The organism is Nonomuraea sp. IBHARD001, from assembly GCF_056106265.1.
Genome location: NZ_JBWBBW010000002.1, coordinates 261434 through 284812 on the forward strand (window position 1 = coordinate 261434; position 23379 = coordinate 284812).

A 23379-nucleotide genomic window follows, 5' to 3' on the forward strand; every position below is an offset into this window, starting at 1 on the left:
CCCCCTCCGCTGCCCCGATCGCGGCCCTTCATGCGCGCCGATCCCGCCCGTACGGCTTGTCGGCTTGGGGGTCGGTCCTCGCAGCGGTCATCATGGGGGGAATGAGGCCGGATGCCGGGCAGGTTCTGCATTTTTCGGAAGACCCGACGATCAAGCGGTTCGTCCCGCACGTCGCTCGGACGTCGGTGCTGCGCGAGCCCTACGTCTGGGCGGTCGCGGGTGACCGCTGCCCGGACTACTGGTTCCCTCGCGCGTGTCCGAGGGCGATGGCCTGGCGGGGGCCGTACACGACCGCTTGGGATTTCGAGCGGATCATGGGGTCCGGCGGCGGTGAGCGGGTGCACGCGATCGAGTACTGCTGGCTGCGGGCGTTCATGGACGTGCGGCTCTACGCCTATCGGCTGCCCGCGGGGCACTTCTCGCCGATCGGGGAGCCGCCGCACGCCGTGGTCGCCACCGTGCCGGTCGAGCCGCTCGGGCCGCCCGAGCCGGTGACCGACCTGGTCGAGCTGCACGAGGAGGCGGGCATCCAGCTCCGGGTGCTGAACGACCTGCGCCCCTTCTGGCACAAGGTGACGGCCAGCACGATGGAGTTCAGCGGGATACGGCTGCGCAACGCTCGTCGATGAGCGCGCCGAGTTCGGCCACGCTCGTCGAGCCGGGCTGCCTGCGGGCGGCGGCGGCCAGGTTGGCCTCGCGCTGCAGCACCTCGTTGACCGGCGCGTGGCCGCCGTGCAGCCTCGCGAGCAGGACGATCTCACCGTTGAGGTAGTCGGCCTCGATCGAGCCGCTGGCCCTGGCCAGACTCTGCCAGGACGACCCTCCGGCCCTGGAGGTGCCGGTGATCTCGCCGATGCCCACCTGATCGCCCCGGCGCGCCGCCTCCTCCTCCGCGCTCGCGTGGCCGATCCCGGCCGCGTCGAGCACCTGCCTGCCCTCGGCCCTGGCCCGTTCGTAGAGCCCGGCCGCGCCTTCGGCGTGACCGCACAGCGCCTCGACGGCGTTGCCGAGATTGCCGATCAGCTTGGCGTACTTCCAGCGCATGACGTCGCTCTCGGCATAGGCCGCGAACCTGCTCTTGGCCAGATCGGCGGTGAGCGTTTCGACAAGGTTGTCCACAGCCTGTGGATAACGTCCGACCGCCAGCATGCCGGACTTCGGCGTGCCGTGCGCGGCCACCAGGCCCGGCTCCAGATGCGAGGCGGGCAGCCACACGCACATGCCGTAGACCCGCTCGAACCTCCGCAGCGCCATGCGCTCGTTGGCCACGCCGTTCTGCGCGCACACGACGGGCAGATGCCGGGGCCACGGCTCCAGCGCGGCCAGGGTGTCCTGCGTCTTGGTCGCCACGATCAGCACGTCGTCGTCGCGTACGTCGTCGGGCCCGTCCGTCGCGGGCACCGCGAGCCGCACGTCCTCATCGGGGGTGAGCAGGCGCAGCCCGTCACGCCGCAGGGACTCCAGATGGGCGCCTCTGGCCACCAGTAGGACGTCGTGCCCCGCCTGGAAGAGTCGCCCGCCGATCGTCCCGCCGACCGCACCCGCCCCGATCACCACATAGCGCATGACCCAAAACTAGCGGTTCCCTAGACGGCGACGGAGGGCACACTCGCCTCCGCCCTGCGCGGCCTGCTCCTGACCCGCTCACGCACGATCGTCCTGAGCACACGCCAGCCGTCGCGTACGGCATGCAGATTGCTCCGGCCGTGGATGCGGCAGCGTTCGTGGCTGGCGACCTCGCGCACGGCGAGACCGGCCTTGGCGACCCTGATGTTCATCAGCGTCTCGACCTCGAACCCGTCGCAGTCCAGGTCGAGCACGTCCAGGTGCTTGGCCCAGAAGGCGTTGTAGCCGTAGCACAGGTCGGTGTAGCGGGTGCCGTACATCAGGTTCGTCGCGCCGGTCAGCAGTCTGTTGCCCAGGCCGCGTACGGCGCTGATGTCGTCGGAGCCGCCGCCGGGGGCGTAGCGCGAGCCCTTGGCGAAGTCGGCGCCCTCGACGAGTGCGGTGACGAATGCGGCGATCTCCCTGCCGTCGGTCGAGCCGTCGGCGTCGAGCATCACGATGATCTCGCCGGTCGCGGCGGCGAAACCCTCGGCGAGCGCATTGCCCTTGCCCCTGCGCGACTGGGTGACGACACGCAGGCCGGGTCTCAGTGCCCTGGCCACGGCCACGGTGTCGTCCGCCGAGTTGCCGTCGACGAGGACCACTTCGTCGATCCAGTCCGGCAGTGTGGCGAACACGTGGGGCAGATTGTCGGCTTCGTTCAGTGCGGGGACGACCACACTCACGGTGGCGGTGAACGGTGCCTTTTCGGTCATGGCTGCAAGGTCACCCGACCTACCTGCAAGCGACTTGACATCTCCTTGCACTCTGTGAAGTCAAGGTCACACTTTTATGGTGAAACAGCAGGACAAGACGGCCAAACCTGTCGGGATTCGATCAGCTCGCACGCTTCCGTACCCGAGCAACAGCCCCTCCGGCGCGCCCGGCTCGGCCGAATATCTGGCCAGCGACTCGGCATTGACACCCCGCTCCCTGGCCAGATCGAGGTCCAGCCGTAGGCCATCGGCCAGCAACGCGCACACGTGCAGCCCGGCCGCCGAAGGCACCACGCTCAGCCTGCTCTCCGATGCCAGCCAGTCGAGCACGGCCGCCCTGCGCCCGGCGTAGACCTTGCTCGCCCTGCGCACATGCCTGGCCAGCAGCCCCTCGTCGATGAACGCGGCCAGCGCCGCCTGGGTCGGCAGGTCGCCGTACCAGTCCGACAGCTGCTTGGCCTTGCGCAGGGCCGGTTGCAGGGAGGCGGGGGCGACCAGGAAGCCGAGGCGCAGGATCGGCAGCAACGTCTTGGAGAACGAGCCCACGTAGATCACCCGGCCGGTCCGGTCCAGGCTCTGCAGCGGGTCGAGCGGCCTGTCCTCGAAACGGAACTCGCTGTCGTAGTCGTCCTCGACCACGACCGCGCCCCTGCGTTCGGCCCAGTCGAGCAGCTCGGCCCGCCTGGCCAGCGACATCGGCGGCCCGAGCGGGAACTGGTGCGAAGGCGTCACGTACACCAGGCGCGCGGCCCTCGGGATGGCCGAGACCACGATGCCCTCGGCGTCGACGGGCACCCCCGCGACCTTCGCCCCGAGCGAGCGGAACAGATTGCGCGCCGGAGGATAGCCGGGCTCCTCGACCGCGACCCACTGCCCCGGCTCGATCAGCACCCGGCCGACCAGGTCGAGCGCCTGCTGCGCACCGCTGGTGACCAGCACGTCCGCGGCCGTCGCCCGCACCGCCCTGGCCACCCCGATGTGCCTGGCGATGGCCTGGCGCAGCCCGGCGTGCCCGGCGGGATCGGTGTACGGCGAGTCGGTGACCAGGCCGGTGCGCAGTTCCCTGGTGAGCAGCCGCCGCCAGGTCGGCAACGGGAACAGCCGGGGATCGGGCGTGCCGACCCGGAAGTCGTGTGCGAAGGCGCCGCCCCCGGTCTCGACCGCCGTCACCTCCTCCCACACCGCCCTCGGCCGCACACTGCCCAAAGGCGCGCCGCGCCTGGCCCTGGTGACGGGCGGCGAGCACACGAACGTGCCGGACCCGACCCTGGCCGTGAGATAGCCCTCGGCGGTGAGCCGGTCGTACGCGATGGTCACGGTGTTGCGCGAGACGTCGAGGCGCAGGGCGAGCTCACGGCTCGGCGGCAGCCGCTCACCGCTGCGCAACCGGCCGTCGAGTATGGCGTCGAGCAGCTGCCTGTAGATGCTCGCGGCCAGGTCACCGCAGCCTGACAGGCTGATGTGCAGGTCCACATTGGCCTCATCGAACTCAGCGTTGTTGGCTCTAACGTATGACCAATCCTGGCCCTAGATTGGCCCCATGACGCAACGGATGAACATCCTGACCGGCGAACCCGCCGCCTACCAGGCCATGAGCGGCCTGGAGGCCTACCTCGACCAGAGCAGCCTGCCCACGGCCCTGCTGGAGCTGGTGAAGGTGCGCGCGAGCCAGATCAACGGCTGCGCCTTCTGCGTCGACATGCACACCGACGACGCCAAGAAGGGCGGCGAGAGCGACACCAGGCTGCATGCCGTCGCGGTGTGGCAGGAGGCGCCGTTCTTCACCGACGGGGAGCGTGCCGCGCTCGCCCTGACCGAGGCCACCACCAGGCTCTCGGACGGCGCGGGGGTGTCGGACGAGATCTGGGACGCCGCGAGCGCGCACTTCGACGAGCACGAACTGGCCGCGCTCGTGGTCGCCATCGCCACCATCAACGCCTGGAACCGCATCGCCGTCGCCACCCGGCTCACCCCGCGCTCCTACCGGGCCTGACCTGTGATCATCCCACCCCCCGGACCGGCCAGGCGGCTGGCCGTCGCACAGCTCGCCAACGCGGTCGGCGACGGCGCGTACCTGGTGTGCTCGGTGCTCTACTTCACCAGGATCGTGGGCCTTTCGGCGACCGAGATCGGCCTCGCCCTGACCGTGGGGTGGGCCTGCGGCTTCTTGGCCGGGGTCCCGCTCGGCCATCTGGCCGACCGCAAGGGGCCGCGCGGGGTGGCGGTCGCACTTGCCGTGGCCACGGCGGCGGCCATCGCCTCGTTCCTGTTCGTCAGGTCGTTCGTGCCGCTGGTGGTGGCGATCGTGCTGTTCGCCTGCTGTCAGGCCGGGCTCGCCGCCGCCAGGCAGGCCCTGCTGGCCGGGCTCGTCGCTCCGGCCGAGCGCACCAGGACCAGGGCGTATCTGCAGTCCACGCTCAACGGCGGGCTGGCCGTCGGCGCGGCGCTCGGCGGTCTCGCGCTCGTCGTCGACACGCGTGCCGCCTATCTGGCCGTCTTCGCGCTCGACGCGCTGGCGTTCGTGGTGGCCGCGCTGGTCCTGCGCGGGCTGCCGTCCGTCGCCCCGGCGCCCGTCGTCGTGGGGGAGCCCAGGCTGGCCGTACTGCGTGACCGGCCCTATGCGGTGATCACGCTGCTCAACACCGTGATGTTGCTCTACATGCCGTTGCTCAGCCTGGTCGTGCCGCTGTGGATCGTGCAGCGCACCTCGGCGCCGGGGTGGACGGTGTCGGCGTTGCTGGTGCTCAACACGCTCAGCGTCGTGCTGTTCCAGGTGCGGGTGGCGCGCGGGGTGAAGGGGCTGGACTCGGCCGCACGGCTGGTCAGGTACGCGGGGCTGGTCATGCTGGCCTCGTGCGCGGTGTTCGCGTGCTCGGCGTTCGGGGTCTCGCCGTGGGCCGCTGTGCTCGTGCTGGTCGTCGCCACGGTGTTGCAGGTGCTCGGCGAGATGATGCTGGCGTCGGGCGCGTGGGAGATCTCCTTCGGCCTGGCGCCCGCCGACCGGCAGGGGCAGTACCAAGGCTTCTTCGGCACGGGTACGGCCGTGGCCAGGATGCTCGGGCCGCTCTCGCTCACCACGCTCGTCATCGGCGGTGGCACGGCCGGTTGGCTGGTGCTCGGCGCCCTGTTCGTCCTGGCGGGCGCGGCGATGGGCCCGGCCGTGCGCTGGGCGCTGCGTGAGCGCGACAGGGGGCCGGGCGCGGTCGCCGGTCCGGGAAAGGACGCTGAGGCGCAGACCCCCGCCGATCGTGTATCAAGGTCGGTATGAGCCTGCCCTTTGACGCCGTGCTGTGCGACCTCGACGGCGTGATCCGCTTCTTCGACACCACTGCCCTGTCCCAGCTGGAGCGCGAGGCGGGCCTGGAGGAGGGCGCGACGTCGGAGGTGGCCTTCTCCGCCGATGTGGACGGGCCCGCGCTGGTCGGGCGCATCGACGTGGCCGAGTGGACGGCCAAGATCGCCTCGGTGCTGGCGGAGTGGGTGCCGGACGAGGTCGCGCGCAAGCTGGCCGAGACGTTCACCTCGGTGCCGGTCACCGTGGACGAGGAGGTGCTGGAGCTGCTGCGCCGCACGCAGGCGCTGGTGCCGATCGTGCTGGTGACCAATGCGACGCTCTCCCTTGAGGACGACCTGGCCTACCTCGGGCTCACGCACTTCGCCGACGAGGTGGTCAGCAGCGCCAGGGTGGGCGTGGCCAAGCCGGACCGGCGCATCTACGAGCTCGCGGCCGAGCGCGCCGGGGTGGCGGCCGAGCGCTGCCTGTTCGTCGACGACCGGCTGGAGAACGTCGAGGCCGCGGCGGCGCTCGGCATGACGGCCGTTCACTACCGAGGCGTGGCCGACCTGCGTGCGGCGCTCGGCCACGAGGAGTCCTCGGCCAGATAGCCGCTGACCAGGTCGAAGAAGGCGTCCGGCTGCTCGAAGAACGCCACGTGCCCGGTGTCGAGCTCGGCATGCGTGCTGGAGCGGATGGCCTCGTGCAGGGCGAGCGCGTTGGCCGCGGGAACCGTGGCGTCGTGCCTGCAGCCCACGACCAGCGTCTCGGCCGTGACGAGCGGCAGCAGGGCGGTGAGGTCGAGCCGGATGTTCAGGTCGAGGTGGCGAAGGGTGCCCGGCGTCGGCGGCAGGTTCGGCACCAGGCGTTCGACCTCGTCCCTGCCGATCAGATTGAGGAAGGTCCGGCTGAAGCCGGTCAGTGTGATGATCCGGCCGAACGCGTCGGCGTCCGACGACAGCGCCTGCCACACGGCGAACAGATTGCGCATGTACTCGTCGTCGCCGGTCCGCCTCCAGCCCGCGACCAGGATCAGCCGTCGCACCAGGTCGGGCCGCAGCGCCGCCACCGCGGCCGACACACCCGCGCCGAGCGAGAACCCGAGCAGGTCGACCGGCCCGCCGCCGCTGTCCTCGACGACCGCGACGACCTGACCGGCCAGTTCCTCGACGGTGAGCGGCCCGCCCGCGTCGACGGTCCTGTCGGTGCCCGACAGGTCGGGCGTGATCACCCGGCGACCGGCGGCGGCGAAGCGGGGGGTGAGCGCGCCCCAGGTGAGCTCGGCCCCGGCCGAACCGGTGCCGTGCACGAGCACGAGCGGCGGCCCGTCGCCCGCCGTGGCGTAGTGGACCTGGGCCTGACCTGCGGTGACGACGGGCATGGTGGGACTCCTCGCATCCGGTGTTCGCCGGTCAGCCTGCAGCCGTACGGCCGGTGGCGAAAGAGGAGCGTCGTGCAGGGGATCGGCGGTCCCTGGTTGCGGCGCGTCCGTTTTGGGAGGATCGGCGCTATGAATCGCCGCGACCTGGCCGACTTCCTGCGCCGATCACGAGCCCGAATCGGCCCGAGGGAGGCAGGACTGCCCGAAGGCGCGCGCCGCCGTACCCCTGGGCTCAGGCGGGAGGAGGTCGCGCAGCTCGCGGGCATGTCGGTCGACTACTACGGCCGTCTTGAGCAGGCCAGAGGGCCGCAGCCGTCGGTGCAGACGCTCGCCGCGCTGGCCCGGGCGCTGCGCCTGGACCACGACGAGCGCGACCACCTGTACCTGCTCGCCGGGCATCGGCCGCCAGCCGGACGGCAGGCGGGCGAGCACGTGCGTCCCGGGCTGCTGCGCCTGCTCGACAGCCTGACCGACACGCCCGCCCAGGTGCTGAGCGACCTCGGCGACGTCCTCGCCCAGAACGCGGCGGCCGAGGCGCTGCTCGGCGGCGTCTGCACGGTCTCCGAGCACGGCCGCAACGTCGTGTGGCGCTGGTTCACCGACACACGGGCCCGCTCGGCCTACCCCGAGGACGAGCACGCGCACCACAGCCGGGTCCACGTCGCCGACCTGCGCGCCGCCGTCGCCCGCCGCTCGGCGGACCCGGCGTCGGCACGCCTGCTGACCAGACTGCTCGCGGCCAGCGAGGAGTTCGCCGCCCTCTGGGCCAGACACGAGGTCGGGGTACGGCGAGCCAGTCGGATGCGCCTGATCCACCCGCTGATCGGCCCGATCGAACTGGACTGCGAGACGCTGCTCACCCCCGAGGAGGACCAGCGCCTGGTGGTGTTCACACCGCCGCCGGGCGGCCGGGCATCGGCCGGGCTCGACCTGCTGCGGGTGCTCGGCGCCGGGCAGTTCGTCAGGGCCTGACGGACAGGATCACCGCTGCCGTACGACGGGCAGGTGGTCGCGCAGCAGCATGCCGCCGACGAGATCGGCCACGGCGTCGACGGGAGCACCGGCCGCGTCGAGCACGGAGGCGGTCAGGTCGCCGTTCTCGTAGTCGACGCACGCGGCGGCCCGAGCTCGCCGAGCAGCCGATGCGAACGCGACCTGGACACGCCGATCACCCGCAGCCCTTCGGCGGCGGCGAGCTGCACGAGAAAGGTGCCGACGCCTCCGCTCGCGCCGTACACCAGCAGCGAGGCCCCGCGTGGCCGGCACCCTGTCGCCGGGCGCGAACTCCGTCACACCGGGCCGACCTGGTCGACCACACCCGCCACGTCGCCGAGCACGCAGCCGGGTTCGAGCCCGGCCCACTCGCCGTCCTCGCGGTTCTGCGCGTCGACGGGATTGGTCCCGGCGGCGTGCACGGCGATGCGTACCTGGCCGGGCTGCGGCACCGGATCGGCGACCCGCACGACCTGCAGCACATCGGGCGGGCCGAACCCCTCGCAGACCACAGCTCTCACCCGCCGATCGTGTCACGGCGAAGGCGTGAAGATCTCGCGCAGTCCCGAGACGAGCAGGCCGAGAGCCGGTTCGAAGGCGTGGTCGGCGGGAGTCGCGTAGCCGATGACCAGCGCGGGCCACGGCGAGAGCCCGCCTTCGTGGAAGTCGCCGAGCCCGGTGACGGCCAGCCCGTCCGGCGGCAGCCGCAGCACGGCGTGCAGCCCGGCCGCGATGCCGTCGAGCCGCGCTCCGGGCACGTGCGTGCGCAGGGCACGGTCGAGCTGGTCGAGGCGGCGGGCGTACTTCACCCGGCAGCGCCGCAGATGGCGGTCGACCTCGCCCGAGGTGATGAGGTCGGCCAGGACGAGCTGGTCGATGACGCTGACACAGGCCTCGTCGGCGACCGTCGTCTCGTGCACGGCCTCGGCGATCGAGGAGGGCACGGCCAGCCAGGCGATGCGCAGGCCGGGCGCGAGGCTCTTGCTGGCGGTGCCCGCAAAGGCGACGCGGCCGGGGTCGAGGCCCTGCAACGCGCCGACGGGCTGACGGTCGTAGCGGAACTCGCCGTCGTAGTCGTCCTCCACGACGAGCGCCCCGGTGCGCGCCGCGAGGTCCACCCCGCGCATTCTCGCTAATGTCCACGGCATGCGACAGGTTGCCATGGCGATCGGCCTCACGGTATTCCACCTCGGCCGGGAGCGGGGCGAGTCGCGGAGAATGGCCGCAGATCCGCCCCGCAGACTCCTGCAGCGTTATCGGAAGTCGCGGTAAAGCGGAAAAGCACGAACGGAAAGGCCGTCGCGGGGGTTCGCGACGGCCTTTCTTGTTTTCCCGGATCCCGCATCCCGAATATGCACACCGCATATGCGGGACATGTGCGGGACATATGCAGCGCCCCTGACACTCTCGATTCCGCACCGCACGCGCACGGAACGGATCAGGGGTGGGGAACATTGCGACCTCATGTGCACCGCTGGGTCGGCGGGAGCCTCGGGCTGAGCCTCGCCGCGTGCCTGCTGCCCGCCATCGCCGATGCGCCCGGCGTCAAGGAGCCGGGCGGTGCGCGACGAGCCCTCGACACGCTCACCGCCGTGCTCGCCAGGGCCACGGAGCTCGTGCGCACGGCCGACCGCATCGCCTCATGACGGAGGACCCATGGAAACTGCCCGGCTTGTCCACGATCTGGTGGAGGAGCATGCGAAGGTCAGGCCCGACGCCGTAGCCGTCTCGTCGGGCGAGGCGTCGCTGACCTACGCACAGCTGAACACCTCGGCCGACCGGCTGGCCCGGCTGCTGGCCAGGAGGGGCGTGCGGGGCGGTGTGGTCGCGGTGTGCCTGCCGCGCTCGCCCGACCTGGTGCTCGCCGTACTGGCCGTGCTCAAGGCGGGAGCCGCCTATCTGCCGCTCGACCCGGACCAGCCCGCGGGCAGGCTCACCGCGCTGGTGACGGGGGCGGGAGCCGCGCTCGTGCTGACCACGACCGAGCACGCGGCCGGGCTCAACGGCTCGGGCCTCGACGTCGTCGCCCTGGACGCGATCGACCTGCCTTCGGCCGATGCGGCGGCGCCGGAACCGGTCACCGGGCCCGGCGACCTGGCCTATGTCATCCACACCTCGGGCTCGACCGGTGTGCCCAAGGCCGTGATGATCCAGCACAGGGCGCTGGCGAACCTGGTGGGCTGGCACACCAAGGCGTTCCGGCTGACCCCGGCCGACCGCACCACGCTCGTCGCCTCGCCCGGGTTCGACGCCTCGGTGTGGGAGATCTGGCCGACGCTCGCCGCCGGTGCGGGGCTGCGCATCCCCGACGACGAGACCAGGGTGTCGGGCGAGGCGCTGCAACGCTGGTACGAGCGCGAGCGCATCACGGTCAGCTTCCTGCCGACGCCGCTCGGGGAGGTCATGCTGGCCAGGCCGTGGCCGCCGGACGCCGTGCTGCGCACCCTGCTCGTCGGCGGCGACAGGCTGCACGTGCGGCCCGCGCCCGGCCTGCCGTTCGAGCTGGTCAACAACTACGGGCCGACGGAGAACACCGTGGTCTCGACGTCGGGGGCGGTGCCGGCCGCAGGGGGCGAAGCGGCACTGCCCGACATCGGCAGGCCCATCGAGGCCACCGTCGCGCACGTGCTCGGCGCCAGGCTCGAACCGGTGCCCGACGGTGAGATCGGCGAGCTGTACGTCGGCGGCGCCGGTCTCGCGCTCGGCTATCTCGGCCGCGCCGACCTCACCGCCGAACGGTTCGTGCCCGACCCTTTCGCCCCGGCGGGCGCACGCCTCTACCGCACGGGCGACCTGGTCAGGCGCACGCCTGAGGGCACACTGGAGTTCCACGGCCGATCCGACCAGCAGGTCAAGATCAGGGGCCACCGCATCGAGCCGGGCGAGATCGCGGCACGCCTGGCCGAGCATCCGCTGGTCGCAGCCGCGCACGTCGTGGCGGGCGGCGACGGCAGGCTCCTGGCCTATGTCGCGCCGCACGACGCCCAGCGGGTGCCGGGCGTCACCCGGCTGCGCGAGCACCTGGCCGAGCACCTGCCCGCATGGATGGTCCCGCAGTCCTACATCGTGCTGCAGCGGCTGCCCACGACGCCCAACGGCAAGGTCGACCGCGACGCGCTGCCCGACCCCGGGACGCACGGCATCGGCCTCAGCACCGAGCACGTGGCGCCGCGCGACGACCTGGAGCGCGAGCTCGCCGCGATCTGGCAGGAGGTGCTACGCACCGAGAAGGTGGGCGTCGAGGACGACTTCTTCGAGCTCGGCGGCCACTCCCTCATCGCCGCGCAGCTCGGCGCCAGGATCAAGGACGCCTACGGCGTGGAGCTGCCGCTGCGCGAGGTGTTCGCGGCCCCGACCGTGGCCCGGCTGGCCAGGACGGTCGACGCGGCACGCGCACGCGGCGGCGGCCCGGCCCCGCTGCCGCCGATCAGGGCGCGTCGCGGCGGGGGCAGGGCGCCGCTCTCGGTGCCGCAGGAGCAGGTGTGGTTCCTCGACAGGCTGGCGCCGGGCAGCATCGCCTACAACGCGCAGATGACGATCAGGATCAACGGCCATCTCGACCTGGACGTCCTCGAACGCACACTGGGCGAGATCGTGCGCAGGCACGAGATCCTGCGCACCACCTACGAGGAGCACGAGGGCACGGCCTGGCAGGTGGTGCACGACCCGATCCCCGTGCACGTCGCCGAGTACGACCTCACCTGGCTGCCGCCGAAGGCCAGGAAGGCCCGCACGGCCGATCTGGTCGAGCAGGAGCTGCGCAAGCCGTTCGACATCGGCAGGCTGCCGCTCAACCGGTGGTCGGTGGTCAGGCTGGCCGCCGACGAGTACGAGCTCATCCTGGTCGAGCACCACCTGGTCCACGACGGCTGGTCGTTCGCCGTGCTCATGCGCGAGCTGGAGGCGATCTACAACGCCTTCGCCGCCGGGCTGCCGTCGCCGCTGCCCGAGCTGCCCGTGCAGTACGCCGACTACGCCGGGTGGCAGCGGGAGGCGCTCGACTCCGATGCCATGCGGGCCCGGCTGGAGTTCTGGCGCGAGCGGCTGGCCGGAGCGCCCACGGTGCCGTCGCTGCCGACCGACCGGCCGAGGCCCGCCGTCCAGACCTACAACGGCGACCAGTACCGCTTCGAGCTGCCGGGCGCGTTGCCGGGCGCGCTGCGGGCGTTCGGCCGCGAGCAGAACACGACGTTGTACATGACGTTGTACGCGGCCTTCGTCGCCCTGCTGCATCGCTACACCGGCGAGCGTGACGTGTGCGTCGGATCGGCGTTCGCCAACAGGACGCGGCGCGAGAGCGAAGGGCTCATCGGCATGTTCGTGAACATGGCGGTGCTGCGCTGCGAGGTGTCGGACGACGTGGACTTCGGCACGCTGCTGCGCCGGGCCAAGGAGGTCGTGCTCGACGCCGCCGCGCATGCCGACTACCCCTTCCCCAAGTTGATCGAGGCGCTCGGCGTCAGACGGGATCCGGCGGTCAACCCGCTGGTGCAGACCATGTTCAGCTTCCACGACTCGGCCGTGCGCGAGCCGGAGCTGGCCGGGGCCTCGACGACGGTGTTCGAACGCGGCAACGGCTCGGCCAAGGTCGACCTGGACGTCGTGGCCATCCCCAGGGCGGAACGCCACATCGGCGACCACGACCGCAGCGACAACCGCATCACCATGTTGTGGGAGTACAACACCGACCTGTTCGACCGCTCGACCGTCGAACGCATGGCCGCGCAGTACGTCAGGCTGCTGGAGGCCGCCGTCGCCGACCCTGGCCGCACGGTCGGCGACCTGCCGTTGCTGAGCGCCGCCGAGCAGCGCGCGGCCCTCGCCCGGGCGACCACACCCGACCGCACCCCGGCCGACGCGGGCGGCGTGCACCTGGCCGTCGCCGAGGTGGCCGGACGCACCCCCGGAGCCCCCGCACTGCGCGAGGGCAGAACCGAGATCGGGTACGGCGAGCTGACCGAACGCGCGGGACGCCTGGCAGCGGGGCTGCGGGCACTGGGCGCGGGCCCGGACGCGATCGTCGGCGTCCTGCTGCCGAGGAGCGCCGACCTGGTGGTGGCCGAGCTCGGCGTGCTGACGGCGGGCGCGGCCTTCCTGCCGCTCGACCCCGAGCATCCCGCCGAACGGCTGGCGTTCACGGTCGCGGACGCGGGCGTATCGCTCGTGGTGACCTCGGGGCCCCACGCCGATCTGGTGCCGGGCGGCGTGCGGCCGGTCCTGCTCGAAGAGGCGCACGACGAGCCCATCGGGCCCGTGCCCGTCGCACCGGGGAACCTGGCCTACGTCATCTACACCTCCGGCTCGACCGGCAGGCCCAAGGGCGTCCTGGTCGAGCACAGGGCGATGACGGGACTGGTCGGCTGGCGGCGCGCCGAGTTCGGCTACGGGCCCGGCGACCGGGTGAGCCTCGTCGCGGCGCCCGGCTTCGACACCTCCGTGGCCGACATCTGGCCGGCCCTGACCTCGGGCGCGGCCGTGCACATCCCGCCGGAGGAGACCCGCCTCGACCCGGAACGCCTGCGGGCGTGGCTCACCGCATCCGGGATCACGATCGCCGACCTGCCGACCGCGCTCGCCGAACGTTTCCTCGCCCTGCCCGGCGGCGACGGCGCCCTGCGCGTGCTGTTCACCGGCGGCGACCGGCTGACCGTGACCCAGCGCGAGGACGCGGGCCACCGGCTGATCAACGAGTACGGCCCGACCGAGACGACCGTGGTCTCGACCTGGCACGAGGTCAGGCCCGCGACCGGCAGGCAGGCCCCGCCCGGCATCGGCACGGCCGTCGACGGCGACGCCGCCTACGTGCTGGACGCGGCGCTGCGCCCGGCGCCTCCCGGCGTGGTGGGCGAGCTGTACCTCGGCGGCAGGGGAGTGGCCAGGGGGTACCTGAACCGGCCCGACCTCACCGCCGACCGTTTCGTCCCCGACCCTTTCGCCGGAGGCGGCGCGCGGCTGTACCGCACGGGCGATCTGGCGCGCCGTACCGCTGACGGTGTCCTGCACTTCGCGGGGCGTGCCGACGGGCAGGTGAAGTTGCGCGGGTACCGGATCGAGCTCGGTGAGGTCGTGGCGGCGCTGCGCGGCCATCCGGCGCTCGCCGACGCGCATGCGGCCGTGCGCGTCGACGCCGGGACGGGGGACAGGCGGCTCGTCGGCTATCTCGTGCCGCGCCTGGCCGGACAGGCGCCGACGGCGGGACAGCTGCGTGAGCACCTCGGCGAGGAGCTGCCGAACTACATGATCCCCACCGGCTACGTCGTGCTCGACGCGCTGCCGCTGACCCGCAACGGCAAGGTCGACCACGCCGCGCTCCCCGATCCCGAACGCGGCGGCGGCGCCGACCACCGGCCGCCGAAGACCGAGCTGGAGATCGAGATCGCCGAGCTCTGGCGTGACGTGCTGCGGCTGGAGCGGGTCGGGCTGCACGAGAGCTTCTTCGACCTCGGCGGCCACTCCCTCCTGCTCGCCGCCGTGCACAGACGGCTGACCGCCAGGCTGCGGCGCGACTTCCCCATGATCGCGCTCTTCAGGCACCACACGGTCCACGGCCTGGCCGCCTACCTGGAGCAGGGCGAACAGGGCGAGCACGACGACGGCACGGCACTGGAACGGCGACGCGGCGGCGCGGCCAGGCTCCAGCGCAGGCGCGAGCTGAGCAGGAAGGAGCCGGTATGAGCGAAGACCTCGGCACCAGGATCGCCGTCGTCGGTATGTCCGGCGCCTTCCCCGGCGCCGCCGACCTGGAGGAGTACTGGGACAACCTGGTGAACGGGATCGAGTCGATCACTGTCCTCGACGCGTCGGGCGAGCACGTCGCCGCGGCGGGTGTGCTCGGCGGCGCGGACGCGTTCGACCCGGCGTTCTTCGGCTACTCGCCGCGCGAGGCCGTGCTCATCGACCCGCAACAGCGCCTGCTGCTCGAACACGGCTGGCTGGCCCTGGAACGCGCGGGCTACGACCCCTCGGCGTACGAAGGGCTGATCGGCGTCTACGCGGGCTGCGCGGAGAGCTCGTACGCGGCCTTCCTCGAAGCCAACAGGGACAGGCTCGCCTCGGTGAGCGACTGGCAGATCAGACTGGCCACGGGCGCCGACCTGCTGGCCAGCCGGGTCTCCTACAAGCTGGGGCTGAGCGGTCCCGCGATCACCGTGCTGACCGCGTGCTCCACCTCGCTCGTCGCCGTCCACCTCGCCGCCCAGTCGCTGCTGGCGGGCGAGTGCGACATGGCGCTCGCCGGCGGCGTCACGGCACACGTGCCCGCGAGGGCGGGCGTGTACAGCGAGGGCGGTGTCGTCTCGCCCGACGGCCACTGCAGGGCGTTCGACGCCTCGGCCGCGGGCACGGTGGCGGGCAACGGCGTCGGGCTCGTGCTGCTCAAGCGCCTGGAGGACGCGCTCGGCGACGGCGACCACATCCATGCGGTGATCATCGGCTCGGCCGTGAACAACGACGGCTCCGACAAGATCGGCTATACGGCTCCCTCCCTCGAAGGCCAGGCCGCGGCCGTGCGCACCGCCCATCTCGTCGCCGGGGTCGACCCGGCCACCATCACCTACGTCGAGGCGCACGGCACCGGCACGCCGCTCGGCGACCCGATCGAGGTGGCGGCGCTGACCAAGGCGTTCAGGGCGGGCACCGACGCACGCGGGTTCTGCGCCATCGGCTCGGTCAAGACCAACATCGGGCACACCGACGCGGCTGCGGGCGTGGCCGGGTTCATCAAGACCGTCCTGGCCCTGGAACACGGCCTCATCCCGCCCAGCCTGCACTTCCACACGCCCAATCCGCAGATCGACTTCGCCGCGAGCCCGTTCGTCGTCGCCACCGAGCCCACCGCGTGGCCGTACACGGGGCATCCGCGCCGGGCCGGGGTGAACTCGCTCGGCATCGGCGGCACCAACGCGCACGTGGTGCTGGAGCAGCCCCCGCCGCGTACGCCCGAAACCCAGGGCCCGGCCCACCTGCTGGTGGTGTCGGCGAGGACGCCGACGGCGCTCACGGCCACGGCAGGCGCCCTGGCCGCCCATCTGGCCAGGGACACGCCCGCCGCTCCCGGGCTGGCCGACGTCGCCCGTACGCTCGGCGCCGGGCGGCGTGCCCACCCTCACCGGGCCTTCGCCGTCGCGTCCGACCGGTTGGACGCCGTACGGGCGCTGTCGGGGGCCGATCCAGGCCGCCTGGTCGTGGGGCCGACGCCCGCGGGGGAGCCGCAGGTCGTCTTCGCCTTTCCCGGTCAGGGCGGCCAGCACGTCGGCATGGGGGCCGAGCTGTACGAGCACGAGCCCGTCTTCCGTGCCGAGATCGACCGCTGCGCCGCGCTGGCCCGCGAGGCGCTCGGCCTCGACCTGCGCGACGTGCTCTATCCCGATCCGGACGACAGGGTGGCGGTCAAGGAGGCTGCGGCCGCCCTGACCAGGATGGTCGTCGGGCAGCCCGCCGTCTTCGCGGTCGAGCACGCGCTGACCGCCCTGTGGCGGCACTGGGGCGTCGAGCCGGTGGCCGTGCTCGGGCACAGCCTGGGCGCGTACGCCGCCGCCTGCGCCGCCGGGGTGTTCACACCCGCCGACGCGTTACGCCTGGTCGTGGCGCGCGGGCGACTGCTCGACGGCCTCACGCCCGGCGCCATGATCGCGGTGCCGCTGCCCGAGCGGGAGGCGGCCGGGCTGGTCGGGAACGGCCTGTCGGTGGCGGCGGTCAACAGCGCCGACCAGTTCGTCCTGTCGGGACCCGTCGCCACCGTGCGCGCGCTCGGCGCCGACCTCGCCGCCCAAGGCGTCGACGCCAGGCTGCTGCACATCTCGGCCGCCGCGCATTCGCCGCTCGTCGAGCCGATCGTGGCGGCGTTCGAGGCCGTCTTCGACCGGATCGCGCCCGGCAAGCCGGTCATTCCGTTCGTGTCCGACACGACGGGCCGGTTGGCCGAGCCCGAAGAGGTCGCGACCACCGCCTACTGGAGCGCCCATCTCCGGCAGACCGTGCGTTTCGGCGACGCGCTCACGACCGTGCTGCGTACGCCGGAGGCCCTGCTGCTCGAAGTGGGGCCCGGCCGTACCCTCGCCGCCATCGCCAGGCGGCATCCCTCGCTCACCGGCGGGCGCACGGCCGTCAACAGCCTGCCGCATGCCTCCGAATCCGGCTCTGCCCTGGTCGCCGCCTACGCCGCGGCGGGAGCGCTGTGGACGCGAGGGGTCGAGGTGGACCTGCGGCGGCTGGGCGGCGGGCGGGGATCGCGCACGCCGCTGCCCGGCTATCCGTTCGAGCGGCGCAGGCTCTCGGTGCTCGGCGACGACCCGGAGAGCGTCGTACGGCCGGTGGCCGTCGTTGTCGAGGAGGACAGGGCGACGGGGGTGGACCTGGCCGCGTTGTTCGCCGAGACGCTCGGCCTGGCGCGGGTCGGCGAGCACGACGGGTTCTTCGATCTCGGCGGCGACTCGGTGATCGCCGCCCAGCTCGTGCGGGCCGTACAGCGGGAGTTCGGGGTGCGGATCCCGGTCCGTGCCGTCTTCTCCGCGCCCACGGTCGCGGGGCTGCGCCGGGTTGTCGCCGATCTTTCACAACTGACCGGCTGAGGCTCTTCTGCACTGACCTCCCAAGGAACCGACCTGCTGAGGAAGGGAACATCGTGTTCGAGGACGAGAGTGAGCAGACCTACGACGTGGTCCGCAACCACGAGGAGCAGTACTCCCTCTGGCCGACCACGCATCCGCTGCCCGGCGGCTGGAGCAAGGTCGGTGTGGGCGGCGTCAAGGCCGACTGCCTGGCCCACATCTCCGAGGTGTGGACGGACCTGCGGCCCAAGAGCCTGCGTGAGCCCGAGGTCGGGCTGCGGGACTCCGTCGAGCCGACGGGGCGGGTGAAGTGATGGCCACCGGAGTGGTCGGCAAGCGGCCCAGCCTCTGGCGGCGGGCCGACTTCATGAACCTCTGGGGGGCGCAGACGATCAGCGTCCTGGGCTCCCAGATCACCCTGCTGGCGCTTCCGCTGACCGCGATCCTGCTGCTCAAGGCGACGCCGCTGCAGATCGGCATCCTGTCGGCGCTGCAGTACCTGCCGTTCCTGCTCGTCGGGCTGCCCGCCGGGGTGTGGATCGACCGGCTGGCCAGGCGGCCCGTGCTCATCGTCGCCGATGTCGGCCGGGCGGTGCTGCTCGGGCTGGTGCCGCTGGCGTATGCGTTCGACCTGCTGTCGTTCTGGCTGATCTATCCGGTGGCGTTCCTTGTCGGGGTGTTCACGGTGTTCTTCGACATCGCGCACCAGTCGTACCTGCCTTCGCTCGTCGAGCGTGAGGACCTGGTCGACGGCAACGCCAAGCTGCAGCTGTCGTACTCGGGCGCCCAGCTCGCCGGGCCCGGCCTCGGCGGCACGCTCGTCCAGCTGCTCACCGCGCCGATCGCGATCCTGGCCGACGCGATCAGCTTCCTGGTCTCGGCCGTGCTGCTGCTGTTCATCCGCAAACCGGAGCGGCGGCCGGACGTCGGGGCCGCCGGTCGGCAGAGCCTGCTCAAGGAGATCGGCAAAGGCGTGCGCTACGTGGTCCGCAACAACGTGCTGCGACCGATCGCCCTGTCGACGGCCATCGACAACATCTTCGGCCTGTTCGGCATGCTGCAGGCCGTTCTCACCATCTACGCGCTGAACGAGCTGAAGGTCTCGCCGGTCTACCTCGGCCTGGTCTTGGCCCTGGCCAACGGAGGCGCCCTGCTCGGGGCCCTGGTCAACGGCAGGCTGGTACGCCGCTTCGGGGTCGGGCCCACGCTCGCGGCCATCTCGGTCGTGCCCGGCCTCGCGACCATGCTGCTGCCCCTGGCCACACCGGCGACCGCGGTTCCCGTACTCGTGGTGAGCCTGGCGCTGGCCTGGTTCGGCGTCGCGGTCTACAACACCAACCAGGTCAGCCTCCGTCAGGCGGTCACGCCCGTCGACATGCAGGGCCGGATGACCGCGACGATCAGGTTCGTCATCTGGGGGACGATCCCGCCCGGTGCCCTGCTCGGCGGTGTGCTCGGCGCCACGATCGGGCTACGGCCGACCCTGTGGATCGCGGCCGTCGGGAGTGCGTTGTCCGGGTTGCCGCTCATCTTCTCCGCGATCAGGTCGCTGCGTGAGATTCCGGCTTCGTGGGATTCGGGGGATTTGGTGGCTTCGGGGGATGCGGGGGATTCGAGGGACTCGGGAGTGGCTTCGGACGGGGCGATTTCGGGTGGGGTGGTGGCTTCGGATTTGCCGGTGGCTTCGGGTGGGGTGGTGGCTTCGGCGGAGTCGTTGAATGCCGAGGTCGGCGGTAGGAGGAAGCAGGGCGATGGCTGAGTCGCTGCTGCGTCGGCCGTGGCTGGCGTGCAGGACGCGCAGGCCCGACGCCTCCGTACGGCTCTACTGCTTCCCGCACAGTGGCGGCTCGGTCGGGGAGTACGTGCGCTGGGCCGACGCCCTGCCCGACGTCGAGGTGTGGGGCGTCCAGCTGCCCGGCAGGGGCGCACGGCTCGACGAACCGGCCCACACACGCATGGACGCGCTCGTCGAGGCGCTGACCGCCTCGGTGCACTTCGAACCGCCTTTCGCCCTGTTCGGGCACAGCCTCGGGGCGCTGGTCGCCTACGAGACGGCGTCGGCGTTGCAGGAGGGCGGTGAGGCGGGCCCGGTCAGGCTGCTGCTCTCGGCCTATCCGGCGCCGCACCTGCCCAGGACGCCGAGCGCCCTGCACCTGCTGCCCGACGCCGACCTGGCCGCCGTGCTCGACGACGAGTACGGCGGGTTCCCGCCCGAGCTGCGGGCCGACGACGAGCTGCTGCGGCTCGTCCTGCCCGGCTACCGGGCCGACTTCGAGATCTTCGAGACCTACGAGCATCGACGCAGGCCACCGCTGAACGTGCCGATCACCGCGATCGGCGGGCGGGGCGACCGGCTGGAGGCCTCCCAGCTCCTGGCCTGGCAGACACACACCACGAGAACGGTGACCGCACACCTGCTGCCGGGGGGCCACTTCTACTTCAGGGGCGCGAGCGGCCAGGGCCTGATGCGCACGATCTCCACGGCCTTGGGATGACCTGGAGCGATTCGCATGACCTGGGATGACCCCGGGAGACCGGCTGGACTGAGGAGCTCTGGAGGGTGATCGACAGTGACCATCGTCGAGTCGGGCAGTCTGGTGGCCGACCTTGCCGTCGGCCGGGTGCCCTGGTCCAAGATCGTGCCGTTTCCGCGTACGCCGGAATCCGAGCGTGCCGCGGGCGAACGCATCGCCGCGGACGTCGAACAGCTGCTGGCCGAGCACGTCGACCCCGACGAGGTCGACGCCTCCCGTACCCTGCCCGACCGCTATCTGGCCGAGCTGCGCCGCAGGGGTCACCTCAGGCTCGGCGTGCCGGAGGAACTGGGCGGGCACGGGCTCTCGGCCGTCAACGTCTTCCGGGTCGTCGAACGGGCGGCGAGCTGGTCGTCGTCGGCGGCGCAACTGCTGGCCATCCACAGCGGCATCGGCGTCGCGGCCCTGCTGGAGGCGCTGCCGGAGGGGCCGTTCGCCGATCGGCTGCGCGGCCTGGTCGCCAGGGACGTGATCTCGGGCTGGGCCGACACCGAACCCCAGGGCGCGGCCAACCGGCTGCCCGTCATGAGCGCGACCCGCGTGCCCGGCGGGTACGTGCTCGACGGCGAGAAGATCTTCATCGGCAACGGCCCGGTCGCCGAGGCGCTCATCGTCTCGGCCAGACTCGGCGACACCTCGGCCCTGTTCCTCGTCGAGACGGCGTCGGCCGGGTTCCGGGTGGGCTCGCGGCACGAGTTCATGGGCAGCAAGGGCCTGCCGAACGGCCGTCTGATCCTCGAAGGGGTCAAGGTCCCCGACCACGACGTCCTGCTGCGCCAGGAGGGCGACTGGCGTGTCACCTCGCCGCTGGAACCCCTGAGCGCGACCGGCAGGCTGTTCATCACGGCGGCCCCCGCCCTGGCGATCGCCAAGTCGTGCCTGGAATGGTCTCGGGAGTTCGTCAACCGCCGCACGGTGGACGCGCGTCCGCTCGGCGCCTACGAGGAGATCCAACGGCGTATCGCCGGCGCGGCGGGCGACATCTTCGCCATGGAAAGCGTCCTGGAATGGAGCCTGCTGCCTCCGGCTGCTGCAGCAGCAGCTGTCTCGGCGTCCGGCGAGTTGAGTCCGCTGTCTTCGCCCGCCGACTCCTCGGGGTCCAGCGGGCGAGGTGTGCCGTCTTCGTCCGCCGGCTCCTCGGGGTCGGGTCATGCCGATCGGTGGCCGGAGCGTATCGCCGCCAAGAACATCTGCTCCACCGCCTGCTGGCGTATCGCCGATCGTACGATGTCGCTGCTCGGCGGCGAGGGCTTCGAGACGGCGGCCAGCAAGCGGTCGCGCGGAGCGTCCGGCGCGCCGGTCGAACGTCTCTTCCGCGACGCCCGCGGTCTGCGGATCGCCGGAGGGGTCGACTTCCATGTGGACAACCGGGCCGCTCGTAACGTCCTGACCAGGTTCCACTACGGCTCGCCGCCTCCGCTCGACCTGCGGGACGCCGACTTCACCCCGCCGCCCGGCATGCGGCTCACCGCACGCAACCGCGACCATCTCGCCTTCGCCGTACGCCAGGTGCAGGGCTACGCGCTGAGGTGCAGGGAGCTCGCACTCAGGCACCCGGAGCCCGAGGCGCTGTTCGAACGGGAGCACGTGCTGATCCTGCTCAACCGGCTGCTGGCCGAGCTGTTCACGATGGTGGTGACGCTGGCCCGCGCCTCGCACCTGTCGGCGGCCGACGGGCTCGACGCCGGGCAGGACCTGGCCGACATCGCCTGTACGGAGGCCAGACACCGCGTCGAAGGACTACGCGCCCGGCTCGCCGATTCCCCCGGCCCCGACTTTTCCGGAATTAGTACGGCATGGCTGGAAGGGGAGGCGCTTGACCCATTGCTGGGGAACATCACGACAGCACGTTTGACATTGCGAGATAAATCCCCTCTTGTCAGGTAGGAAAAGTATGCATACATTGTTCCCATGCGGTTTGGTCTGCTGGGCCCGCTGGCAGTGCGCGGGTACGAAAGGGAATTGACACTGAGCCGACGGCACCAGGCGGTGCTGGGCGCGCTCCTGTTCAAGGCCAATGAATGCGTTCCGGTCAGCCGGCTCATGAAATGCGTGTGGACCGACCCGCCGAGATCCGCCATGGCCAATCTCCGTACCTATGTCTCCGCCCTGCGCCGGCAGTTCCATACCGCCGGAATCGCCGACGCCACCCTGGAAACACGGCACGGCGCCTACGTCCTCCGTATTCCGCCGGGCGACCTGGACCTGACCCTGTTCGAGGCCTCCGCACGCGCAGGCGAGGCCGCCTCCCTCGACGGCGCGCCCGGCTGCGCCGTCATCCATTTCGGCCGGGCACTCCGGCTCTGGCGCGGCCAGGTACTCGGCGACATCGAGGCGGGCCCCGCCCTGCACAGCGAGATCCTCAGACTGGAGGAACGCCGCCTCGTCGTCGTGGAAAGCTACATCGAGGCCTGCCTGGCCGACGGCGCCGAGGCAGCCGTCGTCCACGAACTACGCAAACTCGTCGCCGACCACCCCCTGCGCGAACGCTTCTGGGGCCAACTCATGACCGCCCTGTACCGCCTGGGCCGCCAGGCCGACGCCCTCGCCTGCTTCGGCCAGGCCCGCCGCCACCTCATCCAGGAACTGGGCATAGACGCAGGCCCCGCCCTCACCCTCCTCCACACCAAAATCCTCCAAAGCGACCCCACCATCCTCCACCGCACCCCCGACGTCCCTCCCACACCCTCTCCTCCCACCCCCTCTCCGGCCGCCACCTCGACACCCACGTCCCCACCGACGATTACGCCTCCCCTCGCCCTGGCACCCACCTCGGCATCGACGCTTGCGTCCGTGTCTTCGTCTGGGGTGGCTCCAGGGCTTGCGGTTGCGTCCGTGTCTTCGTCTGGGGTGGCCCCCGCGCTTGCGTTCATGTCCACGGCCCAGGTGGTCCCCGCGTCTACGCCTGCGCCTGCGTCCATGCTCGCGCCTGAGGCGGCCCCTGCGTCGGCGCCCGCGTCTGCATCGGAACCTGCGCCCGCGTCCGCACCCGAACCTGAACTTGAACCTGCGCCCATGTTCGCGCGTGCGTCGGCCCCTGCGCCTGCGTCGGCGTCCGCATCTGCTGCTGTGTCCATCTCCGCGCCTGCGCCGGCGTCCGCTGCTGTGTCCGCGCCCGCTTTTCTGGCTTTGTCGACGCTGGCCACGGCCATGCTCACCCCGTCCGGGGACTCCTCATCGGCGGATGCATCACTCCTCGGATCAGGAAGGCATGAGGAATCGCCTTCTCTCCCACAAGCGCCGCCAGGCCCCGTCACCCTCACACGAATCCCCACCCTGCCCACCGGCCCACCCGACCTCCCCGCCCAAGCCCCCTCGCTTCTCGCAC

The 23379-nt window shown here is 71.8% G+C and carries 19 protein-coding genes and 1 pseudogene; 13 read left to right on the plus strand and 7 right to left on the minus strand.

The window, feature by feature from the left end:
* Window positions 1–101 precede the first annotated feature (101 nt).
* A complete protein-coding gene (locus ACTWNK_RS03320) occupies window positions 102–629 on the plus strand; it encodes a DUF6886 family protein (protein WP_474302014.1) in 528 nt (175 codons plus the stop codon).
* Here ACTWNK_RS03320 and ACTWNK_RS03325 read toward each other — a convergent pair.
* The 3 genes from ACTWNK_RS03325 to pdxR all read right to left on the minus strand — a co-directional run bounded on the left by ACTWNK_RS03325 (window position 595) and on the right by pdxR (window position 3794).
* Complete coding sequence (locus ACTWNK_RS03325) at window positions 595–1566, minus strand: ketopantoate reductase family protein (protein WP_474302015.1); 972 nt, start codon at window positions 1564–1566, stop codon at window positions 595–597. The two genes, ACTWNK_RS03320 and ACTWNK_RS03325, sit on opposite strands and share 35 nt — an antisense overlap.
* A 20-nt stretch (window positions 1567–1586) precedes the next feature.
* The gene (locus tag ACTWNK_RS03330; protein WP_474302016.1) at window positions 1587–2321 is read right to left on the minus strand and encodes a glycosyltransferase family 2 protein; all 735 of its coding nucleotides are present in this window, start codon (window positions 2319–2321) and stop codon (window positions 1587–1589) included.
* Window positions 2322–2387: 66 nt separating this feature from the next.
* Entirely contained in the window at window positions 2388–3794 is a 1407-nt protein-coding gene (gene pdxR, locus ACTWNK_RS03335) for a MocR-like pyridoxine biosynthesis transcription factor PdxR (RefSeq protein ID WP_474302017.1), read from the minus strand.
* A gap of 67 nt (window positions 3795–3861) precedes the next feature.
* Between pdxR and ACTWNK_RS03340 the strand changes: the two genes are divergently transcribed.
* From ACTWNK_RS03340 to ACTWNK_RS03350, 3 genes are read left to right on the plus strand one after another with little or no spacing between them, the layout of a single operon-like run.
* Window positions 3862–4314 carry a carboxymuconolactone decarboxylase family protein gene (locus ACTWNK_RS03340; protein WP_474302018.1) on the plus strand — a complete coding sequence of 151 codons (453 nt, stop codon included), beginning with the start codon at window positions 3862–3864 and terminating at the stop codon, window positions 4312–4314.
* Window positions 4315–4317: 3 nt separating this feature from the next.
* Complete coding sequence (locus ACTWNK_RS03345; RefSeq protein ID WP_474302019.1) at window positions 4318–5589, plus strand: MFS transporter; 1272 nt, start codon at window positions 4318–4320, stop codon at window positions 5587–5589.
* Window positions 5586–6206 carry an HAD family hydrolase gene (locus tag ACTWNK_RS03350; RefSeq protein ID WP_474302020.1) on the plus strand — a complete coding sequence of 207 codons (621 nt, stop codon included), beginning with the start codon at window positions 5586–5588 and terminating at the stop codon, window positions 6204–6206. The genes ACTWNK_RS03345 and ACTWNK_RS03350 overlap by 4 nt, the downstream gene beginning before the upstream one ends.
* Here ACTWNK_RS03350 and ACTWNK_RS03355 read toward each other — a convergent pair.
* The gene (locus tag ACTWNK_RS03355; protein WP_474302021.1) at window positions 6146–6976 is read right to left on the minus strand and encodes an alpha/beta fold hydrolase; all 831 of its coding nucleotides are present in this window, start codon (window positions 6974–6976) and stop codon (window positions 6146–6148) included. The genes ACTWNK_RS03350 and ACTWNK_RS03355 overlap by 61 nt on opposite strands.
* Window positions 6977–7105: 129 nt before the next feature.
* On the opposite strand from ACTWNK_RS03355, the gene ACTWNK_RS03360 reads away from it, so the two are divergent.
* Window positions 7106–7948: a helix-turn-helix transcriptional regulator gene (locus ACTWNK_RS03360; RefSeq protein WP_474302022.1), complete on the plus strand. Its 843-nt coding sequence runs from the start codon at window positions 7106–7108 to the stop codon at window positions 7946–7948.
* 113 nt (window positions 7949–8061) lie between these two features.
* Here the strand turns inward: ACTWNK_RS03360 and ACTWNK_RS03365 are convergent, their stop codons facing one another.
* From ACTWNK_RS03365 to ACTWNK_RS03375, 3 genes are read right to left on the minus strand one after another with little or no spacing between them, the layout of a single operon-like run.
* Complete coding sequence (locus ACTWNK_RS03365; RefSeq protein WP_474302023.1) at window positions 8062–8214, minus strand: hypothetical protein; 153 nt, start codon at window positions 8212–8214, stop codon at window positions 8062–8064.
* A gap of 51 nt (window positions 8215–8265) precedes the next feature.
* On the minus strand, window positions 8266–8490 hold the full coding sequence (locus ACTWNK_RS03370; RefSeq protein ID WP_474302024.1) for an alcohol dehydrogenase catalytic domain-containing protein: 225 nt from the start codon (window positions 8488–8490) through the stop codon (window positions 8266–8268).
* 12 nt (window positions 8491–8502) lie between these two features.
* Complete coding sequence (locus ACTWNK_RS03375; protein ID WP_474302025.1) at window positions 8503–9096, minus strand: aminotransferase-like domain-containing protein; 594 nt, start codon at window positions 9094–9096, stop codon at window positions 8503–8505.
* Window positions 9097–9435: 339 nt separating this feature from the next.
* Here ACTWNK_RS03375 and ACTWNK_RS03380 point away from each other — a divergent pair, with 339 nt between their 5' ends.
* From ACTWNK_RS03380 to ACTWNK_RS03415, 8 genes and pseudogenes are all read left to right on the plus strand, one after another.
* Window positions 9436–9615, plus strand: coding sequence for a hypothetical protein (locus ACTWNK_RS03380; protein WP_474302026.1), 180 nt, complete (start codon window positions 9436–9438; stop codon window positions 9613–9615).
* A gap of 10 nt (window positions 9616–9625) precedes the next feature.
* The gene (locus tag ACTWNK_RS03385; RefSeq protein ID WP_474302027.1) at window positions 9626–14644 is read left to right on the plus strand and encodes an amino acid adenylation domain-containing protein; all 5019 of its coding nucleotides are present in this window, start codon (window positions 9626–9628) and stop codon (window positions 14642–14644) included.
* Entirely contained in the window at window positions 14641–17538 is a 2898-nt protein-coding gene (locus ACTWNK_RS03390) for a type I polyketide synthase (RefSeq protein WP_474302028.1), read from the plus strand. The genes ACTWNK_RS03385 and ACTWNK_RS03390 overlap by 4 nt, the downstream gene beginning before the upstream one ends.
* A 53-nt stretch (window positions 17539–17591) precedes the next feature.
* Entirely contained in the window at window positions 17592–17831 is a 240-nt protein-coding gene (locus ACTWNK_RS03395; protein WP_474302029.1) for an MbtH family protein, read from the plus strand.
* On the plus strand, window positions 17831–19276 hold the full coding sequence (locus ACTWNK_RS03400) for an MFS transporter (protein WP_474302030.1): 1446 nt from the start codon (window positions 17831–17833) through the stop codon (window positions 19274–19276). Before ACTWNK_RS03395 ends, ACTWNK_RS03400 begins: the two co-directional genes overlap by 1 nt.
* Window positions 19269–20012: a thioesterase II family protein gene (locus tag ACTWNK_RS03405; protein ID WP_474302031.1), complete on the plus strand. Its 744-nt coding sequence runs from the start codon at window positions 19269–19271 to the stop codon at window positions 20010–20012. The genes ACTWNK_RS03400 and ACTWNK_RS03405 overlap by 8 nt, the downstream gene beginning before the upstream one ends.
* Before the next feature lie 75 nt (window positions 20013–20087).
* Window positions 20088–21938 (plus strand): acyl-CoA dehydrogenase family protein, encoded by a 1851-nt coding sequence (locus tag ACTWNK_RS03410; protein ID WP_474302032.1) that lies wholly within the window; start codon window positions 20088–20090, stop codon window positions 21936–21938.
* A 24-nt stretch (window positions 21939–21962) separates the two neighbouring features.
* A pseudogene (locus ACTWNK_RS03415) lies at window positions 21963–22628 on the plus strand (AfsR/SARP family transcriptional regulator); the annotation flags it as partial.
* Between the last annotated feature and the right edge of the window lie 751 nt (window positions 22629–23379).